General features: G+C 43.8%; 18 protein-coding genes and 1 pseudogene. All 19 read left to right on the forward strand.

All coding sequences use genetic code 11. The annotated features are described in order from the left end of the window. Positions 1-40 precede the first annotated feature (40 nt). The 19 genes and pseudogenes from H8S80_RS24310 to H8S80_RS24400 all read left to right on the forward strand — a co-directional run bounded on the left by H8S80_RS24310 (position 41) and on the right by H8S80_RS24400 (position 21,620). A complete protein-coding gene (locus H8S80_RS24310) occupies positions 41-931 on the forward strand; it encodes a carbohydrate ABC transporter permease (RefSeq protein ID WP_006772925.1) in 891 nt (296 codons plus the stop codon). Positions 932-943: 12 nt separating this feature from the next. Further along, complete coding sequence (locus H8S80_RS24315) at positions 944-1,786, forward strand: carbohydrate ABC transporter permease (RefSeq protein ID WP_006772926.1); 843 nt, start codon at positions 944-946, stop codon at positions 1,784-1,786. Between the two features lie 17 nt (positions 1,787-1,803). Beyond that, positions 1,804-2,448: an MgtC/SapB family protein gene (locus H8S80_RS24320; RefSeq protein ID WP_050797777.1), complete on the forward strand. Its 645-nt coding sequence runs from the start codon at positions 1,804-1,806 to the stop codon at positions 2,446-2,448. A gap of 19 nt (positions 2,449-2,467) precedes the next feature. After that, positions 2,468-3,244, forward strand: coding sequence for an MBL fold metallo-hydrolase (locus H8S80_RS24325; RefSeq protein WP_006772928.1), 777 nt, complete (start codon positions 2,468-2,470; stop codon positions 3,242-3,244). After that, positions 3,180-3,851 (forward strand): PHP domain-containing protein, encoded by a 672-nt coding sequence (locus H8S80_RS24330; protein WP_025529845.1) that lies wholly within the window; start codon positions 3,180-3,182, stop codon positions 3,849-3,851. Before H8S80_RS24325 ends, H8S80_RS24330 begins: the two co-directional genes overlap by 65 nt. Before the next feature lie 5 nt (positions 3,852-3,856). After that, a complete protein-coding gene (locus H8S80_RS24335) occupies positions 3,857-4,681 on the forward strand; it encodes a glycerophosphodiester phosphodiesterase family protein (protein ID WP_006772930.1) in 825 nt (274 codons plus the stop codon). A gap of 163 nt (positions 4,682-4,844) precedes the next feature. Further along, positions 4,845-5,549: a response regulator transcription factor gene (locus H8S80_RS24340; protein WP_039891402.1), complete on the forward strand. Its 705-nt coding sequence runs from the start codon at positions 4,845-4,847 to the stop codon at positions 5,547-5,549. A gap of 334 nt (positions 5,550-5,883) precedes the next feature. Beyond that, entirely contained in the window at positions 5,884-6,261 is a 378-nt protein-coding gene (locus H8S80_RS24345; RefSeq protein WP_006772933.1) for an RNA polymerase sigma factor, read from the forward strand. A 580-nt stretch (positions 6,262-6,841) separates the two neighbouring features. Continuing rightward, a complete protein-coding gene (locus H8S80_RS24350) occupies positions 6,842-9,139 on the forward strand; it encodes an ATP-dependent DNA helicase (protein WP_006772936.1) in 2,298 nt (765 codons plus the stop codon). Positions 9,140-9,180: 41 nt separating this feature from the next. Further along, a complete protein-coding gene (locus H8S80_RS24355) occupies positions 9,181-9,648 on the forward strand; it encodes a recombinase family protein (protein ID WP_006772937.1) in 468 nt (155 codons plus the stop codon). Positions 9,649-9,741: 93 nt separating this feature from the next. Beyond that, the gene (locus H8S80_RS24360; protein WP_006772938.1) at positions 9,742-9,999 is read left to right on the forward strand and encodes a DUF6870 family protein; all 258 of its coding nucleotides are present in this window, start codon (positions 9,742-9,744) and stop codon (positions 9,997-9,999) included. 137 nt (positions 10,000-10,136) lie between these two features. Further along, a complete protein-coding gene (locus H8S80_RS24365; protein WP_006772939.1) occupies positions 10,137-11,774 on the forward strand; it encodes a recombinase family protein in 1,638 nt (545 codons plus the stop codon). Position 11,775: 1 nt separating this feature from the next. Further along, on the forward strand, positions 11,776-13,455 hold the full coding sequence (locus H8S80_RS24370; RefSeq protein ID WP_006772940.1) for a recombinase family protein: 1,680 nt from the start codon (positions 11,776-11,778) through the stop codon (positions 13,453-13,455). Beyond that, a complete protein-coding gene (locus tag H8S80_RS24375) occupies positions 13,452-14,969 on the forward strand; it encodes a recombinase family protein (RefSeq protein WP_006772941.1) in 1,518 nt (505 codons plus the stop codon). The genes H8S80_RS24370 and H8S80_RS24375 overlap by 4 nt, the downstream gene beginning before the upstream one ends. A 19-nt stretch (positions 14,970-14,988) precedes the next feature. Next, positions 14,989-15,303, forward strand: coding sequence for a nucleoside recognition domain-containing protein (locus H8S80_RS24380; RefSeq protein ID WP_025529847.1), 315 nt, complete (start codon positions 14,989-14,991; stop codon positions 15,301-15,303). Positions 15,304-15,650: 347 nt separating this feature from the next. Beyond that, positions 15,651-16,379, forward strand: a pseudogene (locus tag H8S80_RS35150) (pseudouridine synthase); the annotation flags it as partial. A 1,040-nt stretch (positions 16,380-17,419) separates the two neighbouring features. After that, positions 17,420-19,357, forward strand: coding sequence for an NAD-dependent DNA ligase LigA (gene ligA / locus H8S80_RS24390; RefSeq protein ID WP_207729881.1), 1,938 nt, complete (start codon positions 17,420-17,422; stop codon positions 19,355-19,357). Between the two features lie 3 nt (positions 19,358-19,360). Further along, complete coding sequence (gene metA, locus H8S80_RS24395; RefSeq protein ID WP_002601296.1) at positions 19,361-20,278, forward strand: homoserine O-acetyltransferase MetA; 918 nt, start codon at positions 19,361-19,363, stop codon at positions 20,276-20,278. Between the two features lie 232 nt (positions 20,279-20,510). Next, positions 20,511-21,620 (forward strand): response regulator transcription factor, encoded by a 1,110-nt coding sequence (locus H8S80_RS24400; RefSeq protein WP_117623985.1) that lies wholly within the window; start codon positions 20,511-20,513, stop codon positions 21,618-21,620. Positions 21,621-21,709 lie beyond the last annotated feature (89 nt).

Consider the following 21,709-nt stretch of genomic DNA (forward strand, 5'->3'; position numbering starts at 1 on the left):
CAAAAACAGATGTGACGAACCATTGGAGGAGGTATATTCTATGAAAACAAAAAAAAGTACACTGTTTATTTTCCTGGGACCGGCTTTTTTGCTATATATGTTTGTTTTTCTTTATCCTACGGTGAGAACTACGGCAATGAGCTTGTTTCAAATGTCCAATGTAACGACTCCGATTTCCCAATGGTCGTTTGTGGGGCTGGATAATTTTACAAAACTATTTTCTACACCATTGTTTCGTATATCCATGATTAATATTGCCAAGATCTGGCTGTTTTGTGGAATTGCGGCATTGGGACTGGCTTTTCTGTTTGCGGTGCTTTTGGTTGGAGGAATTAAAGGGAAAGGTATTTACAGGACGATTATTTACCTGCCGAATGTTATCTCGGGAATTGCTATTGGCTATATGTGGCTGCTGTACGTTTTTAATAATAAGTTTGGCCTGCTTGCAAAAGTGTTTCATGCCATTGGATTGAAAGGGCTGGCTGAGATTCCGTGGACTTCGCCGTCATACATATTCACAGCTATGTGCGTGGCCTATGTGTTCAGTTCGGTAGGCTATTATATGTTGACATATATGGCAGCGATTGAAGGGATACCGGAAGACTTTTATGAGGCGGCCAGACTGGAGGGGGCTAACAGACTTCATGAGATGATCTATATCACCTTTCCGCTCATTGCCAGTACAGTTAAGTCATCTTTGACTCTTTGGTCCAATAAGGTGATTGGATTCTTCGCATTATCACTGGTATTTGGCGGCGCTACTACGATTACGCCTATGGTTTATACGTATAATGCACTGTTTGGCACCGAAGTGTCGGTAGAATCAAATGCAGGTGTGGCGGCATCATCAGCAGTGGTGATGACGGTTATTATCATTATCTTATTTGTAGCAACCAATTTGCTTGTTAAAGATAAGAAATATGAATATTAGGGGGAAAGCCAGATGAATAAAGAAAAAGGAAAAAGAATATTAAAAGCGCTGCCGGCGCACATACTGGTTGGCTTGTGGTCTGTGTTTACGATTGTAGTGATTGGCTGGATTGTCCTGGCCTCCTTCTCTACCACAAAAGAGATTTTTACTGATAAACTTCTTCATTCCGGCTTCCATATTGAGAATTACATAAAGGCATTATTTGCAAACGATGCTTTGCTGAATCTGGTAAACTCAGTGATCTATACGGTTCCATCCTGTATTCTGATTATTTTGTTCTCTGCTCCAGCTGCCTATGCTTTGCAGCGCTATGTCTTCAGGGGAAATCGCTTTTTGCAGAAGCTCATGGTAATTGGTATGGGGATTCCCAGTGTTATGATTATTATGCCTCTGATTTCAGTAGTCAATGCAATTGGCATGACGAATTCCAGGCTGACATTGATTATCTTGTATACGGCTACTTCCATACCATTTACTACATATTTTTTGATGTCTTACTATAACAATATTTCGGTTACTTATGAAGAAGCAGCGGCAATTGATGGCTGTGGGCCGATAAGAACTTTCTGGAGCATTATCTTTCCACTTATTCAGCCTGCAATCGTGACTGTAACCATATTTAACTTTATAGGAAAGTGGAATGAATATTTTATGGCTCTTGTATTTGCGAATGATAAGAAGCTCAAGTCAATTGGCGTTGGTCTTTATTCTACGATACAGTCCATGGTTACTACGGGAGATTACGCAGGAATGTTTGCTTCTGTTGTGATTGTATTTATGCCAACGCTGCTTATATATATTTTTATGGCAGACAAGATTGTATCCGGAGTATCGCAGGGAGGTTTGAAAGGCTGATGGATTTTTACAGTTTTATGACGCAGTCAGAGCTGCTGCTCAGGATTGTTGTCGCTTGTATTTGCGGTTGCATTATCGGCTATGAACGCGAAAGCAGGAATAAGGGAGCGGGGATCAGAACTCATGCAATTGTGTCGCTTGCGGCGGCTCTGATCATGATTGTATCCAAGTATGGATTTTCGGATATCCCAGACTATGACGCTTCCCGTGTTGCGGCCCAGATTGTCAGCGGTATCGGCTTTTTGGGAGCGGGAATTATATTTGTAAGAAATAATTCTATAAGCGGTTTGACGACTGCTGCTGGTGTTTGGGCTACAGCAGGAATTGGTATGGCAGTGGGATCAGGCTTGTATTATATCGGAGTAGTAACCGCATTTTTCATTGTCCTGGCCCAGATCCTGCTTCATCAAGAGGTTTTTACAGGGAAAGAACGAAAAGGTGAAGTTGTCAAATTGGTGCTTAAGAATCAAAGCGCCGGAATTGATGAATTAAGAAGTGTATTGTCGGAAGAACAGATAGATATTATTTCAGTGGATTGGAGTCAGAAGGAAAATGGAAAATATGATATTAAAGCATCTGTTCTATTTCCGGCTGGATATGACAGGATCAGGCTTATGAGTCTGGCTGCATCTGGGGAAGGTACGATTTCACTGGAAAATTGATATAAATGATGGAGATGAGGTGATTGTTATTCTTGAATTTATAGGTTGTGGCTCTGCTTTTAATCCGCAACTGGGTAATACCAGTGCTTACATTGAAGATGGAAAACGATTTGTACTTTTAGACTGTGGAGAGAGTGTATATGCACGCCTTTTTGAACTTGGGATTTTTGAACAGTATGAAGAGATTTATGTATTGATTACACATACCCATGCAGATCATGTGGGAAGTCTTCCGTCCCTGATCTCTTATTGCTATTATGTAAAACAGAAGAAGGTGACGGTCATTCATCCGAATCGCTCGCTTATCACTTTACTGGATCATATGGGAATTGCAAGAGAGGCTTATATATTCCAGAAACCGGATTTGTTAAAACTCACCGGATTTGAAGTAAAAGCATTTTCTGTAAAACATGTAGAAGACTTAAAATGTTATGGCTACTTGATTACCACATATGGCAGGACGGTCTATTACAGCGGCGATGCATGTGAGGTTCCTCCAGCGATATTGAAACGTTTGCTGGAAGGCCGGATTGAAGCTGTCTATCAGGATACAACGGAATTCTGGACTCCGCACTTATCCCACTGTCCCGTTGAACTTTTGGCTGATATGGTGCCAGTGGAATATAGGAAACGCGTATACTGTATGCACTTTTCCAATGATTTTTCTGACAAGATTAAGGCACTCGGATTTAATGTGGTAGAATTATCAAAGAAAGAAGGAAGAATGTCATATGTATCAGATGGATATACACATTCATACGAAAGAAAGCAGCTATTGTGCGAGAGTGGCTGCTAGAGATGTGGTACATTTATACAAAGAAAAAGGATATCAGGGATTAATTATCACTGACCACTATAACAGGGAATTTTTTGATCATTTTCCGAATGAGACGTGGAAGGAGAAGGTGGATCATTATCTGGAAGGATACCGCCAGGCGAAAGCGGAAGGAGCGAAAATCGGAATGGATATTTTTCTCGGTATTGAGTTCCGATCTGTCGAGCATATTAACGATTTTCTGATTTTTGGCCTGACAGAACAGTTCTTATATGAGAGAGAAGAATTGTTCCGGTTATCCATAGAAGAGGCGTCAGAAATTTTTAAGAAAGCTGGAGCTTTGGTAATACAGGCGCATCCAATGAGAACGGGGGTAAACGTTTTGGCTGACCCTGCGTGTATTGAGGGAATCGAAGTGTATAACGGGAATCATCAATGGCCCTATGATGCGGGTGCGGCAGAAGAGGCTGCTGAGAAATACGGTTTAATTGCGTTGTCCGGATCCGATTTTCATATGACAGAAGACCTGGCCAAGGGAGGCATCGCGTTTGAAGAGCCGGTAGACGGATATGAAGACCTTCTTCGCAAATTGAGAGGGCGGGAAATAACCGGACTCATAAGGAGGTAAGAGAAATGGATTTATTTGAAAAAGTAAAGGAGAAGGGCGTTTTGATAGCCGCTCACCGCGGTGTGGCAGGTGGTAATATTGCGTGCAATACAATTGAAGCGTTTGAAGCAGCTCTCATACAGGGGGCGGATATCCTGGAAATGGATGTATTTAAGACAACGGATTCCCAATTGTATATTTTCCATACAGGTAAGGAACGGATGCAGTTAAACCGCGATATTGATGTGACGGCACTGTCCTCAACAGAAGTAGAAAAACTCCATTATGTGAACGGAGATTTTTTTGAGACAGAACAGTGCATCAATAAACTGGACGATGTTTTGGAAGCATTGAAAGGAAGATGCCTGATTAATTTAGACCGCTGCTGGGAGGATTGGAAACTGGTAAGGGAATGTGTGGAACGTCATCAGATGAGGGATCAGGTTATTTTAAAAAGTCATCCGGAGGAAAAGTATTTTCGGATGCTGGAAGAAGTGGCGCCGGATTACATGTATATGCCGATTTTATCAGAGGAAGATCACTGTACTGAGATTCTGGAGGGCAGAAACCTCCGGTTTGTTGGAGCGGAGTGTACTTTTACATCGGAACAGGCGCAGATTGCCAGTGATGAGTTTATTGATTGTATGAAGAAAAAGGGGAAATTGCTGTGGGCCAATGGAATCCTGTATTCATCCAAGGTCCCTTTGAGTGCTGGACATAGTGATGATATATCGGTTACAGGTAATCCGGAAGAAGGCTGGGGATGGCTGATGGATAAAGGCTTTGATATTATCCAGACAGACTGGACTGGAATGATGAGAGAATATCTTAAAACTAAAAAATTAAATTGATTGTTAAAAAGTTCGATCAGAAATATCTGGAAGGTATTCGGATCGGACTTTTTTGATAAACGGATCATGCTTTAACTTTTCTGTTGGGGAGTCAGACATTTTGATATAAAAGAATTTATTACCCCAATTTTATTTAATGGAACAAGTGGAGGAGTTTACCGTTATGATGAAGCAGATACTAATAATTGTCAATGATAAATTAATCTGTAAATTAATTAAGTACAATCTTCAAGATTCGTATACGAATGTATACTATGCTGTTGATATAAAAGATGGCTTTAAAAGATATCTGGAACGAGAGTACTGCCTAGTTATAATCGAAATTGATTGCAGAAATAATCGGTTGTTGGAAATGTTAAAGTACCTGCGAGAGGTGAAGTCTGTTCCGATTTTGGTTTATTCGTTGATAAATTCTATCACAAATAAGACCATCTGCCTTGATTTAGGAGCTGATGCCTGGATAGCAGCACCCTTTCGTTTGGAAGAATGTTTATCAGTGGCAAATGCATTGATCCGCAGATATACAGAATTGAATATTGGCGGACAAAATCATCATGTCATTTTCCGAAATGGTCTGACCATGGACTTAGAAAAAATGGCGGTCTGGAAAAATGGTAGGTCAATTCAATTGACAGTAAAAGAGTTTCAACTTTTATATTATTTAGCTTCCAATCAAGGGCAGGTGATTAACAAGGAACAGATCTACTATCATCTATGGAAGGAAGATATAGGTGTGGGAAGCAATAGTGTAGAGACACTGATTATGCGCCTGCGGAAAAAGTTGGAGCCGGATAAATCAGATCCAATATTTATTGAAACCATAAGGGGAGGAGGCTATCGTTTTAAATTAGAATCGAAAAAATGTTAAGTTATTGCTAAGTTACATCTAAGAAAATGTTATTTTGAATTTTTATAATCAGCTGCAAATACAAAAGCATTGCCGGGACCTGTCATGAATATTATGACGCCAGACAATGGCCGGTTCCTGTAAAGGGAGTTGCAGCTGATTGACGAAAGAGAAAAAGCGAAATCAATTACATAATAGTTTAAAAGAAGCCATAATCCTGGCATATCGCAGCCAGGGTTACGGCTTCTTTTTTTCGACAAATTTTGCGCTTTTTTGTTTTAGTAAATGGTTGTTTCGGATTCGCGGGCCGCCTTCCTGATTTTGAAATTCACACTTCAAAATCAGGAGGAACAAATTGGAATCAATTAATTGGATCGAAATCCTGGAACAGGAAGACAGGATTATAGCAAATTCAGACAGAAAACAGCGATATCACTTTTCTTCTCTGGATGCGATGAGTGAGGAGCTCGTCTATCAGGAAAGCATGACCAGATACCAGGAACAGGAATCTTATGCTGGAAAAGATGAAGATTTTACAGAGCAAGTTCGAGATGAGAGGCTAGCAGCTGCACTAAAATTACTCACGACTAAACAAAAAGAAGTCATTGAACTGATCTTTTGGGAAGGATACACCCAGGAGGAGACCGCCAGAGAATTGGGCTGTTCCCAGAGCAGTGTATCAGAGCGTTTATCAAATGGTCTGAAGCGATTAGCCGTCCATTTAAAACAATAAGGCTTAAAACAAGATCAATGGTTTATGGGCAGTGCAAAATGGTACTGCCCATACCCTTTATAGTATTCAAAAGAAAAATTCAAAAAGATTTCTCAAACCCGATATTTTTCCTTTTCCCATCTCCTATAGGTGAGAGCATATCTCACCTGTACATTGACAATCAAATATTTGTGTAACAGGTACAATGCCAAAGGAGCGGTATAACCGAAAGCACGTAGCCAGAACAGCGCCATGCGGGACATAATCCCAAGCGATCCCTGTTCGTGGCTGTTATACCCTGTGGCGGGGTAGAATCTGCGATGACCTCCAAGGCTTAATAATGATACTTCCATTCAGGCTCCCAATAACCGATCGGGAGAGACTGCACACCCGTATTTGAGAAAGAATGCGGGGCGGCGTCTATGATGTCCGCTATCGAGATTGATTCGATAACAGCCAGCGGAATGCCTGTTGCATATTTTTTAGAGCAGCAGATACCATGGGCTGGATCGGATCCTATTTGTCAAGAAAATTCACTGAAACTCCCTTCCAGCCTATGCCTGTGCTGCTCTGACATGGAGATAATAGGAGGCGGAAAAGTATGCAGGATAAAATTATGATTTACCCAGCTGACATAAGGAATCATTTATATGAAGCAGGGATATTAAGAGAAAATGAAGACGTGGTAATGGTTGCGGGCCAGTGCGCCCTTTTGGAAAATGCAGGAGAAATAAGAACAACCTATCGGGCCATAAATCTGTTTGATTATCGTACCCGGTATCTGTGCGCCAGAAAAACACCTTTTCCACAGGAAAGTTATAAAATCGTAGCCAAGCGTTTATCAGAGCTGGAAATTAATGAATTGGACGAGAATATGGAGCTGGAGTTAGATGAGAATAAAAGGGCGCAGCATCTGCTTTCCTATATATTCGATGTAATACTGCCACAGTATGGCATGGCGAAGCGAAAAAGCCAGAAGGAACTTGCCTTATCAATGTTGAGAGCCTTACAGGAAAATAAGCTTGCACTTTGTGAAGCAGAGGTCGGGACGGGAAAAACTCACGCCTACATTCTGGCGGTCACCATCCATAATCTATTTTCACAAAGTAAAACTCCGACAATGATATCAACGTCAACAATTGCTTTGCAGGAGGCCATTACAAAAGAGTATATTCCCCAGATTTCACGAATATTGCTGGAGCATCGAATCATTGATAAGCCGTTATCTTTTGTGGTACGAAAAGGAAAATCTCATTTCGTATGTGATTCCAGGCTAAAGACTTACGAAAGCTCTATTCGAAATCAGAATCGTCCGGAAGATCAGGGACTTTTGGCACAATTGGGGGAACTGTGGAGAGAACAGGAACATTATTTGGATCTGGATGGTTTTCCATTAACACCCTATGTAAAAGAAAGAATCAATGTATCTCAGTGTTCCGAATTTTGTCCGCATTCTTCCTATTGCAGGTTCGCGTCTTTCAGTCGGCGTTGGCTGTCTGAGAGTTATGACTTTCAGATATCAAATCACAATTACATATTAGCGGATGTTGTTAATCGCAGGGAAGGGAAGAAAAAGTTACTTCCCTATTATAATATAGCGGTATTTGATGAAGCTCATAAATTGATCGATGCAGCCAGGCAGATTTACTGTACCCGGTTATCAGAGAATGAGATCCCTAAGCTAATTCATTTAATTTCACCAGAGCGTTTTGTAGACAAGAGTTCACAGCGACAAATGATGGAGCTTTGTACTGGTTTGTCAGAAAAAAATACCCGGCTGTTTCAAAAGACTGGCGGAGCTTTCATACAGTCCAATCAAATGGAAAATATCAGCAGGACCATCGAAGAAGACAGGAGTACACGATTATGGATTCGAGATCTGATTGGCATGTTGGAAAAATTGGGCCGTATATTTGTAACAGTGAAAATGGATTCCTGTGGCCGTGTGAAAACGATCCGGAATACAGCACAGTCGATAGAGGACAGGCTCAATGTATTTTTAAGTGCAAAGCAGAATATCAGTTGGATCGAGAAGTCGGACAGCGGGGGCCTGGAATTTTGTTCGCTGCCAAGAGAATTGGAACGCATTTTATATCATGATTTGTGGCATACGGGGGTGCACAGCATTATTACTTCGGGCACGATATCGGTTGGAGGCAATTTCGATCATTTTAAGCGTATGACGGGAATTGACTTGCTGCAGCCACAAAACAGACGGGTTATGGAGGTTTCCAAGTTATCCCCATTCAACTATTCACAGAATGCAATTCTTTATATACCAGAGGAGCTGCCTTTCCCGGATATTCATGATGAGAAATATATTGAGGCCATATCCAGAGAGATTATTCATTTAATCTGCGCAACTTTTGGACATACATTGATATTGTTTTCATCATACTGGCTGATGGAACGTATTTTTTATGAAGTAAAGCAGGAAATCCAATCATTCCCGCTCTTTATCATGAAACGAGGGAGAATGGATATGATTGAAAAATTCAGGAGAAGCGGAAATGGCGTTCTTTTTGCCAGCGACAGCGCTGGAGAAGGAATTGATTTACCGGGAGATATTTTGTCCAGTGTAATAATAGTGAAACTTCCTTTTCCTGTGCCAAGTCCGATTCTGGAATATGAGCGGACAAAGTATGATGATTTTTCGCAATATGTGAAGGAAATCATCACTCCGGGGATGATTATTAAACTGAGACAGTGGTTTGGCCGTGGTATTCGGAGAGAAACGGATACGGCGGTTTTTTCGATTCTGGACAGCAGAGTTGGTATACATGGAAGATACCGTGATGATGTGTTGAAGGCGTTGCCGGACATGCCGGTCACTGGTCGAATTGAAGAAATAAGACGTTTTATTGCAGAGAAAAAAACTGGAGAATACTTTTTGCTTTAAGGTATTTTATATTTCCAAAGCAAAAAGTCCGGAGAAATAAAATGGATCAGATAGAAAAAAGAGTCTGGGGCTATTGCCGGTGCGGTGGAGCCGATCAGACAGACATTGAAAATCAGGTGGAACAATTGAAACAATATGCTGAATCCTGTGGGTACACTCTTTCAGGCTATACAGTGGGACACGGTTCCAGTCTGGAACCGGACAGCCCTGATATGGCTGAGATCGAAAGGGCTGCAAAAGAATATGCTGCTGATACCCTGCTAATCAATGCCGCAAGCCGTTTGTCACGAAAAACAGTTGAATTGCTAGGTTCATTAAAATATATAGCTCAGATACCCATGAATGTGGAGTGTGTCAACGGAACGGATTTATCAGCCGATAGCCCTTTCAAAGATATCGTAATGGCAATGTCTGAATGTATGAGAAGTGTTGGACCAGAATACGAGGCTAAGTATGAAGAGGATTATGAGCTTGATCTGAATGATGGCAGCGAAGAACTTGGACGGTGAATACTATTAACGAAGCTAAAAGCGCTTTTTACATAAATTACAGACATTCAGACAAGTTGGTAAAACATATCCTGAAATAAAGGAGGTGCGGATATGGAACCAGTTATAGCCATGGACATGGAAGAAATGAAAAATGTTGATATTAGGACAGTTGACAGAGAATCACTGGCGGATATAAACGATGTACATATTAATCGAAAACTGCCACGAGAAGAAAGAATGGCGGATTTTATCCGTCAAATCAAAAATCCCTATTGCTATCGTTGTGGGAAGGCTGTGGTGAAAGTAGGCTTTACCGATACAGAGGTAACTCTGGAGGATAGGCTGGAACACTATCTGAAAACACTATGAAAAGCAAGACGATCAGCTGTAAGCAAACGGGCTTGACTCCATTGCTTTATAATGGTATATTCTAAACCAATAAGCATACCGGTGAAGTCCCATTGTGAAAAGTTTGGCTGAGGATTTTTTACAATCGGAGGTTCACTATGAAAAATTTAACAGATAATAGAATATATCGTGCGGACGCATACCTGCGCCTATCTAAAGAAGATGGCGATAAAGTGGAAAGCGACAGCATAGCAAACCAACGGGATTTGATCAGGCATTTTCTTGCAGATAAACCGGACATACAGCTTGTCGACGAACAGATTGACGATGGATATTCCGGTGCGACATTTGACCGGCCCTCTTTTCAAAAGATGATGGAAGATGTAAAGAGTGGAAAAATCAACTGTATTATTGTCAAAGATTTATCCCGTTTTGGAAGAAATTTTGTTGAAGCAGGGCGTTATATCGATCAGATTTTCCCAGAGTACGGCGTTCGCTTTATTGCTATCAATGATAACTTTGACAGCGCTAAAGGCCGCAGCCAGTCGGATAATGTTTTACTGCCCTTTTTAAATCTGGTTAATGACGCCTTTTGCCGCGACATTTCTATCAAGGTCAGAAGCCAGCTTGAAGTCAAAAGAAAAAAAGGAGATTTCGTTGGCTCTTTTGCCGTGTATGGCTATCTAAAAGATCCTGACAATCGGCATAAACTCATTGTAGACGAATTTGCAGCCAATGTGGTGCGGGATATTTTCAAATGGAAGATTGACGGCCTAAGCCAGCAGCGTATTGCGGATCGATTGAATGAGCTTGGCATCCTCTCCCCGATGGAGTATAAAAAAAATTGCGGTATGGCATACCGTACCGGCTTCCAGGTCAGTACGAAGGCAAAATGGACAGCAGTAGCCGTTGGCCGAATTCTGCGCAATGAATTTTATATCGGTACATTAGTACAGGGGAAACGTACAACACCCAATCATAAGGTAAAAAAGACAATCGAAAAGCCGAATAACGAGTGGGTAAGGATCGAAAACAATCATGAGCCTATTGTGACAATAGAAGAATTTTCTGCTGTAGGGCGGCTCCTATTGCAGGACACCCGTGTTGCGCCAGATCAGAATACTGTCTCTCTTTTTTCAGGTCTGATCTTCTGTGGTGATTGTGGTCAAAACATGGTTAAAAATGGTGTTTGCAAGGCTGGCAAAACTTACAGCTACTATATGTGCTGTACCAATCGTGCAAAAAAAGGATGCAGCAGCCATCGAATCCCGGAGCAAGCAGTTGCAGATTCGGTGCTCATGTCCTTAAAGGAACATATTTCAACTGTCCTTGAGATAGAAAAGACACTGGAATTTTTGGCTGGATTGCCCTTACAGAGGGCAGAGGTGCAGAAAGCAGATGCCCGTCTTGTCAGTAAACAGGAAGAAATAAAAAGGTATGAGAAATTAAAAGCTACCCTTTATGAAGCTCTGGCAGACGGTCTGATTGATAAGTCGGAATATCTGGAGTTAAAGGCTGTATATGATAAAAAAATGCAGGAAGCCCGGAGCGAAGAAGTGAAAGTAAAAGATGAGCTTGAAAGCATTCTGCAAAATCAGTCTGTAAATTCCCAGTGGATTGAACATTTCAGGGCATATCAGAACATTGATACACTGGATCGCCGTATGGTCGTTACCCTGATTGAACGAATTCTCGTATACGAGGACTACCGCCTGCAAATCGAATTTCGTTATCAGGCCGACTATGAGCGTGCGCTTGCCATGATTCAGGCCTCTGGTGTAAAGGAGGTGGTCTGATATGGCGAGAGTGAGCAGAAAACAGACGGTATCGCCTGCTGCTCCGGTACTGGTTGAGCGGGTTTACTGTGTCGGTCTATATGTGAGGCTCTCTAAAGAGGATAATGGATATCACACCAGTGATTCTATTCAAATGCAGCAATGCCTTTTAGAACAATATGTAAAAACACAGCAGGACATGAAATTAGTTGGTATATTCTGTGATAATGGAGCGACCGGTACGGACTTCGACCGCCCGGATTTTGAACGTATGATGGAAGCTGTCCGCCGCCGCGAGATTGATTGTATCGTGGTGAAGGACTTGTCGCGTTTTGGACGCAACTATGTAGAAACAGGATATTATCTGGAAAAGATTTTTCCGTTTCTTGGGGTTCGATTCGTGGCAGTCAATGACTGCTATGACACCTTGAAGTGTGCAGACGGTGATGAAATGGTCGTCTCACTGAAGAATATTGTAAACTCTTTATTTGCTAAGGATATTTCTAAAAAGTCCGGCACTGCGCTTAGACGTAAACAGGAAAAGGGAGAATTTATTGGTTCATGGACGCCCTATGGCTATCTAAAAAGCCCGGAGGATAAAAACCATCTTATCATAGATCCAGAAACCGCCCCTATCGTGCGAGATATCTTCACATGGCGTCTGGAAGGACTGGGATATGACGAAATTGCCAAAAGGCTGAATGAGCAGAAAATCCTGTGTCCTACAATGGTTCGCTTTTTGAGAGGGGAATTTAAAAAAGATTCGCCCCGTACAGTAGGAACGCGGTGGGTGGCACAAACGGTCAAAAATATTACAAATAATATGGTTTACGCGGGACATATGGCACAGGGAAAGCAAATACGTTCCTTGTGTGAAGGGATTCCGCGCAAAGAAATGGAACGACAGGATTGGATTATTGTACGCAATACGCATACACCCATTGTTGACGAGGATACCTGGAATCGTGTACAAAGAATAAACAGTGAAGCGAAGACGAAGAATACAGAAAAAAGGCAGCTTCCGAAAACAGAGAATCTATTAGTTGGTATGGTATACTGCAAAGATTGTGGCCGGACTATGGGGCGGTATAAAAATTGCTCCCGCAAAGGACATATTCGCTATACATATTGCTGTCGTATTCGTAAAGCCAGCAAAGGTATGAGCGGCTGCACTTTGAAAAGTATTGGTGAACAGGAGCTGTTTGACATTATTCTTAAAAGTATCCGTATTCAAATTGCGGCTACAATTGAGCAGGAAAATCTTTTGAGAAGGTTGAAGGCACAGCCGGAATACCAAAAGACAAAGCGGAAACTGGAAAGTTCCCTGGCTGAGATTCAAACAGCGATTTCTAAAAATATGGCAAGACGTGCTGCCCTGTTTGAAAGTTATAATGATAATGTGGTCAGTGATGAAGAATATTTGTATATGAAACAGCGATACGATGTACAGGCGGCGGAATTACTATCAAGACAGGAACAGCTTCTTGCTGAGCAGGTGGTTTATGCAAAGACGCTCTCTCCTGAAAACGAATGGATAAAGGCTTGCCGCAAATATGATGGAGTAAAGCAGCTTTCCCGGGCTATGGTTTTGGAATTGATTCATCATATCACAATAGAGGGACGGAATGACGTTCATATTACATGGAATTTTAAAGACGAGTATCAAACCCTCATAAGCTATACAGAGGGGGTGCAGGTATGAATACATTGGCTTTATATACCAGGGCGTCAAATGAGGACGAAAATCTGGGCGAAAGCGCCACAATTCAAAACCAGCGTGATCTTCTATACCATTATATCCGGAGCAAACAGGAATTCAAAGATTGGAATGTTTTGGAATTTCAGGATGATGGTTGGTCAGGAACGACCTTCGACCGGCCGGGTATTGGAAAGCTTCTGAAACTGGCCGGTAAAGAAGTACAGTGTATTATTGTCAAGGATTTTTCACGTTTCGGCCGGAATCTGATTGAAGTAGGAAACTATCTGGATCAGATTTTCCCCTTCCTCGGCGTCCGGTTTATTGCAGTTAATGAGGGGTATGACAGTAATGATAATGCAGGACGTACCATTGGTTTGGATGTATCTCTAAAAGCAATGGTCTACGAAATGTACAGCCGGGATTTATCAAAGAAGATCAGCAGTGTCAAAGAGGAGCAAATGAAGAGCGGCCATTATGCAGGCAGTTTTGCATTTTATGGGTATCAGAAGTCAAAGGATTCTAAAAGTGGTCTGGAAATAGATCCGGAAGCCGCAGGCATAGTCAAACGTATTTTTTCTCTTGCTGCTTCAGGAGTTAAGACGCTTCAGATTGCCGTCCTGCTTAACAAAGAGGGGATTTTACCCCCGCTGAGTTACCGGAAACAGAAAAAAATGGACGAACATTTTCAATGCCCTACGGCAACAGAACACAATATCTGGACGCAGGCCAGGATAGCGGCTATCATTCGTGATGAAAGGTATACCGGTGTTCTGGTTAGCAAAAAGAAGCAGCGCATTGATATTTCTACAAAAAAGATAAAACTAAATGACCGTAAAGAGTGGATTCGAGTGGAGAATGCAATGGATGCCATTGTCACAAGAGAAGAATTTGGGCAGGCTCAGGAAGCGCTGGTTCGACGCGGAAATCGGAATAAAGTAACGCCATCGGAACCATTCAGAGGCCTTTTGAAATGTGGAATATGTGGAAAAGCATTAGACCGGATTGATTGTAAAAATCCGTATTTTCGATGCGTCACCGGAAGATTTGAACCTGATTCGCTGTGTGCGGAAATTCGTATAGAGAGAAAAGAATTAGAGCAGACGGTTCTTTCTGCTTTGAAGTATCAAATTCAGCTTATGCAGGAAAATAAGCCATCTGATAAGAGCGGATCGGAAACAACGATCAGACAGAACCTTGAAAAAATAGATGGACAAATGGGTAAATATAAATCTAATCAGATGATACAGTTTGAACGATTTGCAGGTGGCTTGATTGACCGCGAACAGTTTATTATGGAAAAGAAGAAAATTGCTGAACAGATATCAGCACTTCAAGCGGAGAAAGAAGAATTGTTTCGGCAATTACAAAACGTTGAACAATTGGCGCAAGTGGAGGAACATGACTTGGGACGGTATGCCTTCGTGGAAACACTGTCAAGAGAGTTGCTGGTAGCACTGATCCAGGAGATACGGATTCAATCTGACCATGTAATTGAAATAAATTGGAACTTCCGTTAATTAGGAAGATAATTTTTTTATGTATGTCTTGACACAAGCAAATGAGATCGTAGTGCCGATCATCATCATGGCCTATATGGCAGAGGGAAGTCTGCTGGATATCAGCGATCTGTCAGTACTAAGAGATCTTCTGGTGAGCCACGGCTGGACCTGGATCACGGCTGTCAGCACCATGCTGTTCTCCCTGATGCACTGGCCCTGTTCCACTACCTGCCTTACAATAAAAAAAGAGACCCAGAGTGTGAAGTGGACGGTTGCTTCCTTCTTGGTTCCTACCGTTACCGGAATTGTTGTATGCTTTTTGTTTACGACTATAGCAAGAGCGTTTTTGTAGGAATGTAGACGTTTAGAGGGGTGCCCCCATGCAGCAAACCATATTGCTGGATATATGATTTGCTGCCCGGGGGCTTTTGCATACTTTGTTATGAAAACTGATGAGACCTCTGCTCCCTTTCCGCCAAAGTGTGCGGCGGAGTACGAATAGTTTCCTTACTTTGTGCATTTCTACGTATATGTACAGAGTAATTAGGCGATAGGAAATCGCCTTTGCAGAGATTTCGCTCAAACGTACGTGACACGCGGATAAATTGGAAAATTCCGCAAATCGTTTCCCGGAATAAATTGACTTCTGCCATGGAACAATGATATAATTTTTACTTAATGAGCAAAAGGAGATAAGACATGGGAGATGACGGAATTCGCCTGAATAAATTCTTAAGCGGGGCTGGAATCTGCTCCAGAAGAGAAGCAGACCGGCTGATAGAAGAAGGTAAGGTAACGGTCGACGGAAGAACCGCCGTTCCGGGACAGAAGATAAAAAATGGAGAAACAGTTGTCTGTAATGGACGGACAATTGCGGCAGGAACAAAGGGCGCCGAGAAGAAACCGGACCGGGTGCTCTTAGCGGTGCATAAGCCGTGCGGAATCGTCTGCACCACCTCGGACAAGGACCGTGCCCCCAATATTGTGGACATGGTGGACAGCCCTGTGCGGATTTATCCGGTGGGCCGTCTCGATAAGGATTCTGAAGGATTGATTCTGATGACCAACCAGGGTGATTTAGTGAACCGTCTGATGCGCGGCAGCAACGGCCATGAGAAAGAGTATCTCGTGTTTATTGACCGGCCGGTGAAACCGGAATTTATACAGAAGATGAGAAAGGGAGTCTTTCTCCCGGAGCTGGATGTGACGACAAAGCCGTGTTTCGCAGAGATGACGGGAGAAAAATCGTTCCGCATTGTACTGACCCAGGGACTGAATCGCCAGATCCGCAGGATGTGCGAGCAGCTGGGCTGCAAGGTGCGAAAACTGAAGCGTGTCAGAATCATGAATATAGAGCTGGGCGATCTAAAAGCCGGTGAATCACGGCCTGTATCGAAGAAGGAATACGCGGAACTGATGCGCCGGCTGGAAGATACATCCGGCCTCTCCTTAAAAGACCGGACGGTGAATGAAAAAGATCGGGGAAAAAATGAAAAAGGCCGGAATGAAGATAGAAAAGACCGCGCCAAAAATGAATATGGCCGGAATGAAGATTTAAAAGGTCGGACGAAAAATGAATATGGCCGGAATGAAGATTTAAAAGGTCGTACGAAAAATGAAAAAGGTCGGAATGAAGATCAAAAATATCGGACGAAAAATGAATATGGCCGGAATGAAGATCTAAAAGGTCGTACGAAAAATGAATATGGCCGGAATGAAGATCTAAAAGGTCGTACGAAAAATGAATATGGCCGGAATGAAGATCTAAAAGGTCGTACGAAAAATGAAAAAGGTCGGAATGAAGATCAAAAATACCGCACGAAAAATGAATATGGCCGGAATGAAGATCTAAAAGGTCGTATGAAAAATGAAAAAGACCGTAATGAAGACCAAAAATACCGCACGAAAAATGAATATGGCCGGAATGAAGATCTAAAAGGTCGTATGAAAAATGAAAAAGACCGTAATGAAGACCAAAAATACCGTACGTACAATGAAAAAGGCCGGAATGAAGACCCAAAATACCGAGCGAAAAATGTAAAAGGCTGGAATGAAGATCTAAAAGGCCGGACAAAAAATGAAAAAGGCCGGTATGAAGATACAAAAGGCCATACAAAAAATGAAAAAGGCCGGAACGAAGACCCAAAATACCGTACAAAAAATGAAAAAGGTCGGAATGAAGATCTAAAAGGTCGTACGAAAAATGAATATGGCCGGAATGAAAATCTGGAAATTCGGACAGATAAACGAAAAAAAGCCCCTGGAAAGCGGAAGTGATGCATGGAGAGGCACTTTTTCCGGTATGATAAGGAAGAGTGGTCGGTATAAGTGATCAAATAAAAAATCGTAATAGTGATCGGAACCAGAACCCAGAACTATCGATCATAAACAGTAATACAACAATCATGCATTAATAAGGAAAGAACGCAGTGAAAAGGAGATTGTAAGTGGACGAGAAAATCAGCAGAATGAAAGAACTGGCTGCCACTCTTACGGCCGCGGCGAAGACGTATTATCAGGAAAGCCGTGAGATCATGAGCAACTACGAATACGATAAATTGTACGACGAGCTGGTGGAACTGGAGAAGGAGACCGGAGTTGTGCTGTCCAAGAGCCCGACACAGAACGTAGGATATGAGGTCCTCTCCGAACTTCCGAAGGAGCGCCACGAGAGTCCCATGCTGTCGCTGGACAAGACGAAGAGCACAGCCGATTTACAGGAATGGCTGGGCGATCAGACGGGAATTCTCTCCTGGAAGCTGGACGGACTGACCGTCGTCCTCACTTACAGCGGCGGAACGCTGAAGAAGGCCGTTACCCGCGGCAACGGTGAGATCGGCGAGGTCATTACCAGCAACGCCAGAGTGTTTGCGAACGTGCCGGTCACCATCTCTTTTCAGGGAGAACTGGTGCTGCGCGGCGAGGCCGTCATCCGTTATTCGGAATTCAACCGGATTAATGAGGCCATCGACGATGTGGATGCCAAATATAAGAATCCCAGAAACCTATGCAGCGGCTCGGTCCGTCAGCTGAACAGCCAGATCACGGCGGAGCGGAACGTGAATTTCGAGGCATTTGCCCTGGTTACGGCCGAGGGCGTGGATTTTAAGAACTCCCGGAAGGAACAGTTTGAGTGGCTGAAGAGACAGGGATTCGATGTGGTAGAGTACAAGACCGTTACGGCGGAGACGCTGCCGGAGGCGGTGGAAGAGTTTGCCGAAGCCGTTTCCGGCTACGATATCCCTTCCGATGGCCTGGTGCTTCTTCTGGACGACATCGCTTACGGAGAATCTCTGGGACGGACTGCCAAATTCCCGAGAAATGCGATCGCATTCAAATGGGCGGACGAGATTAAGGAGACGAAGCTGGAATATATCGAGTGGAGCCCGTCACGGACCGGTTTAATCAATCCGGTCGCCGTGTTCGAACCGGTAGAGCTGGAGGGAACCACGGTGAGCCGCGCCAGCGTACACAATTTAAGCATTATGGAGTCCCTGGCTCTGGGCGAGGGCGACACCATCACGGTATATAAGGCCAACATGATTATCCCGCAGATTGCCGATAACCTGACCAGAAGCGGGAAGATCCGGATTCCGGAGGAATGTCCGGTCTGCGGCGGTAAGACGGAGGTGCGCCAGGTAGGCGATGTCCGCAGCCTTTACTGCACGAATCCAGACTGCCAGGCCAAGCGCATCAAGAGCTTCGCCTTGTTTGTCAGCCGCGACGCGCTGAACATCGACGGCCTTTCGGAGGCGACTCTGGAGAAATTTATCGGCGCCGGTTTTATTAAGGAATTTGCAGATATTTTCCATCTTGACCGGCATGAGGAGACGATTACCCAGATGGAAGGCTTCGGCCGGAAGTCCTATGATAATTTAATCCGGGCGACAGAGACCGCGTCCCACACGACTCTTGCACGGATGGTTTACGGCCTTGGAATCTCCGGGATCGGTCTGGCCAATGCGAAGATGCTGTGTCGGAAGTTTAAGTTCGATTTTGACCGCATGCGTCATGCCACAGCGGAGGAGCTGATCGAGGTCGATGGAATCGGCGGAGTCTTAGCCGATGCATGGATCCGCTACTTTGACGATGAGAAGAATCAGGAGATTGTGGACCACCTGCTCTCAGAACTCACATTTGAGAAGGAGGAGGAATCCACGGAGGAGGCCATCTTTGAGGACATGACCTTCGTGATCACCGGAAGCGTGGAACATTTCGCCAACCGAAAGGAACTGCAGGAGGCCATCGAAGTGCGGGGAGGTAAGGCCACAGGCTCTGTAACTTCAAAGACAACGTATCTGATCAACAATGACGTGGCGTCCAATTCTTCCAAGAATAAGAAGGCCAAGGATTTAGGCGTGCCGATCATATCCGAGGAAGAGTTTATCAAGATGCTGGGGGAGTAAAATATGCCGATTAAAGTACAAAAAGATCTGCCTGCGAAGGCGATACTGGAAAAAGAGAATATCTTCATCATGGCGGAGGACCGGGCGATGAGCCAGGACATCCGCCCTCTGGAGATTCTTATTTTAAATCTGATGCCGGTGAAGGAGGACACGGAGACGCAGCTTCTGCGGGCGCTCTCCAATACGCCTCTTCAGGTGGACTGCACATTTCTGATGCTGGCCACCCATACGTCGAAGAATACGTCGGCCAGCCATTTGAACAAGTTTTATGTTTACTTTGACGAGATTAAGAATAAGAAGTTCGACGGCATGATCATCACCGGCGCGCCTGTGGAGAACCTGGAGTATGAGGAGGTCAATTACTGGGAAGAGCTTCAGACGATTATGGAATGGGGCAAGAGTCATGTGACAAGCACCTTACATATCTGCTGGGGAGCCCAGGCCGGACTCTACTACCATTACGGGATACCGAAATACAAACGGGAAAAGAAGCTTTCCGGCATTTACCGCCACAAGGTTCTGGACCGCAAGGTGCCGCTGGTACGCAGCATGGACGACTTTATCATGGCCCCGCATTCCCGCTATACAGAGGTGCGCAGAAAGGACATTGAGAAGGTGTCTGATCTGGTGATTCTTGCAGTGTCGGAGGAGGCGGGCGTCTATCTGGTGATGAAGCGCGACGGAAGCCAGGTGTTTGTCCAGGGCCATCCGGAGTACGACCGCATGACTTTGAATAATGAGTATCACAGGGATTTAACAAAGGGACTCAATCCGGAACTCCCATGCAATTACTATGAGGACAACGATCCCTTCGCAGTACCGGTGCTCTCCTGGAGGAACGCGGCGAACACGCTGTATGGTAACTGGCTGAATTTCTACGTCTATCAGGAAACTCCGTATATTTTGGGCGAAGATGCATAAAATACAACCACATGAAAATGACCGCAACTCACGGGAGGGGCGGTTATTTTTGTACCTTTTCAGAGCGCCAGGATACCGGAATTTAATGTGAAAAAGGCAGCATCAATTTCGCTTGAGAGTTCCTGCTTCTCATGCTATAATTTCTACATGTATTTGGAGTATGGTAAGATGGATGGAACCTGCCTTACCGCTTAAGAGCGCAATCCAAAACGAAAAATGGGGGAAAGAAACCATGAAATACGAAAATGCCGGCCAGATGAATTTTTTCTCGGAAATGGCGGAACATCAGATTTCGGCACGTGAATTTTTCAGCAACGTTCTGCTGGATTCTCTGGATAGAAATTTCGGCTTAAAGCATGTGCTGATATCCTATTTCGATACACATGGAACATTTCTTTCATGGATCAATCGGAACGGAATCCTGCTGGACTGTGAAGAACATCCGTACAGGAAATTTGTTGCAAATGATGTCATCAGGCATGTGGTTTATCAGGACGCGGTCCGTGACCACCTGACTTACTTTAATGTGATACCAAGGCTGTATAAATCCACGGACGTTATCAGTCCTGTCGATTACGCCCACTCCGCCTACGTCCGCTTTCTGGAGGAAAATTTCCATGCGCATTACAGCGTGACGATGGCATTCGGCATTAACGCCTATATCCAGGTCGCCTTTTTTAAGAGCCTGGAGAATGGGGATTTTACAGACCAGGAGATTGAGGCGCTGAATGAAATCTACGTCTATGTGGCCAACTCCTATAAGAATTTCAAGAAATACGAGCAGGCCAAGATCGTGTCTAATATTCAGAGTGAGATCATTTCATCCGGTGAAAAGGCCTATTTTGTCACGGATGACTTTATGCATATCATGAGCTACAACAAGACGGCTCAGAGTTATTTAAAAGAGATCCTGGGCCCTTCCATCGCCGAGCAGATCAGCACGACCACACCGTGCAGCTGGCTGCCGTTCTTACTGGGCGGCGAGGAGGAGAATTTTACGGCGGACCGGGTCCAGACACGGGTAATTAAAAATTATATTTTTACAATCTATACGTACGATCAGAGCTATTCCAATGGAATCATCGACCGGTATCACTGGATTACCATATCCAGGAAAGAAGAAGGAAAGCTGCCGGAAGGCTCCGGGACCATGCTGCCGCTGACACAGGCGGAGCAGCGGGTAGCGGAGCTTATGTACAACGGACTGACCTACAAGGCCATCGCTGATGAGCTTGTGATCAGCTATCATACGGTGAAGAAGCATGTACAGAATATCTATACCAAGTGTGGAGTAAAAAGCCGCTTTCAGTTATATAAGTGGCTGGAAAACAGAGAGCAGTAGGCTGCCAGGATGTGAGCGGAGGAGGGCTGCATAAGCAGAGAATAACAAGGGATGAGCATCGCCATTTGACCAGTAATCAATGCATTTGA

This window comes from Hungatella sp. L36 (assembly GCF_014288035.1).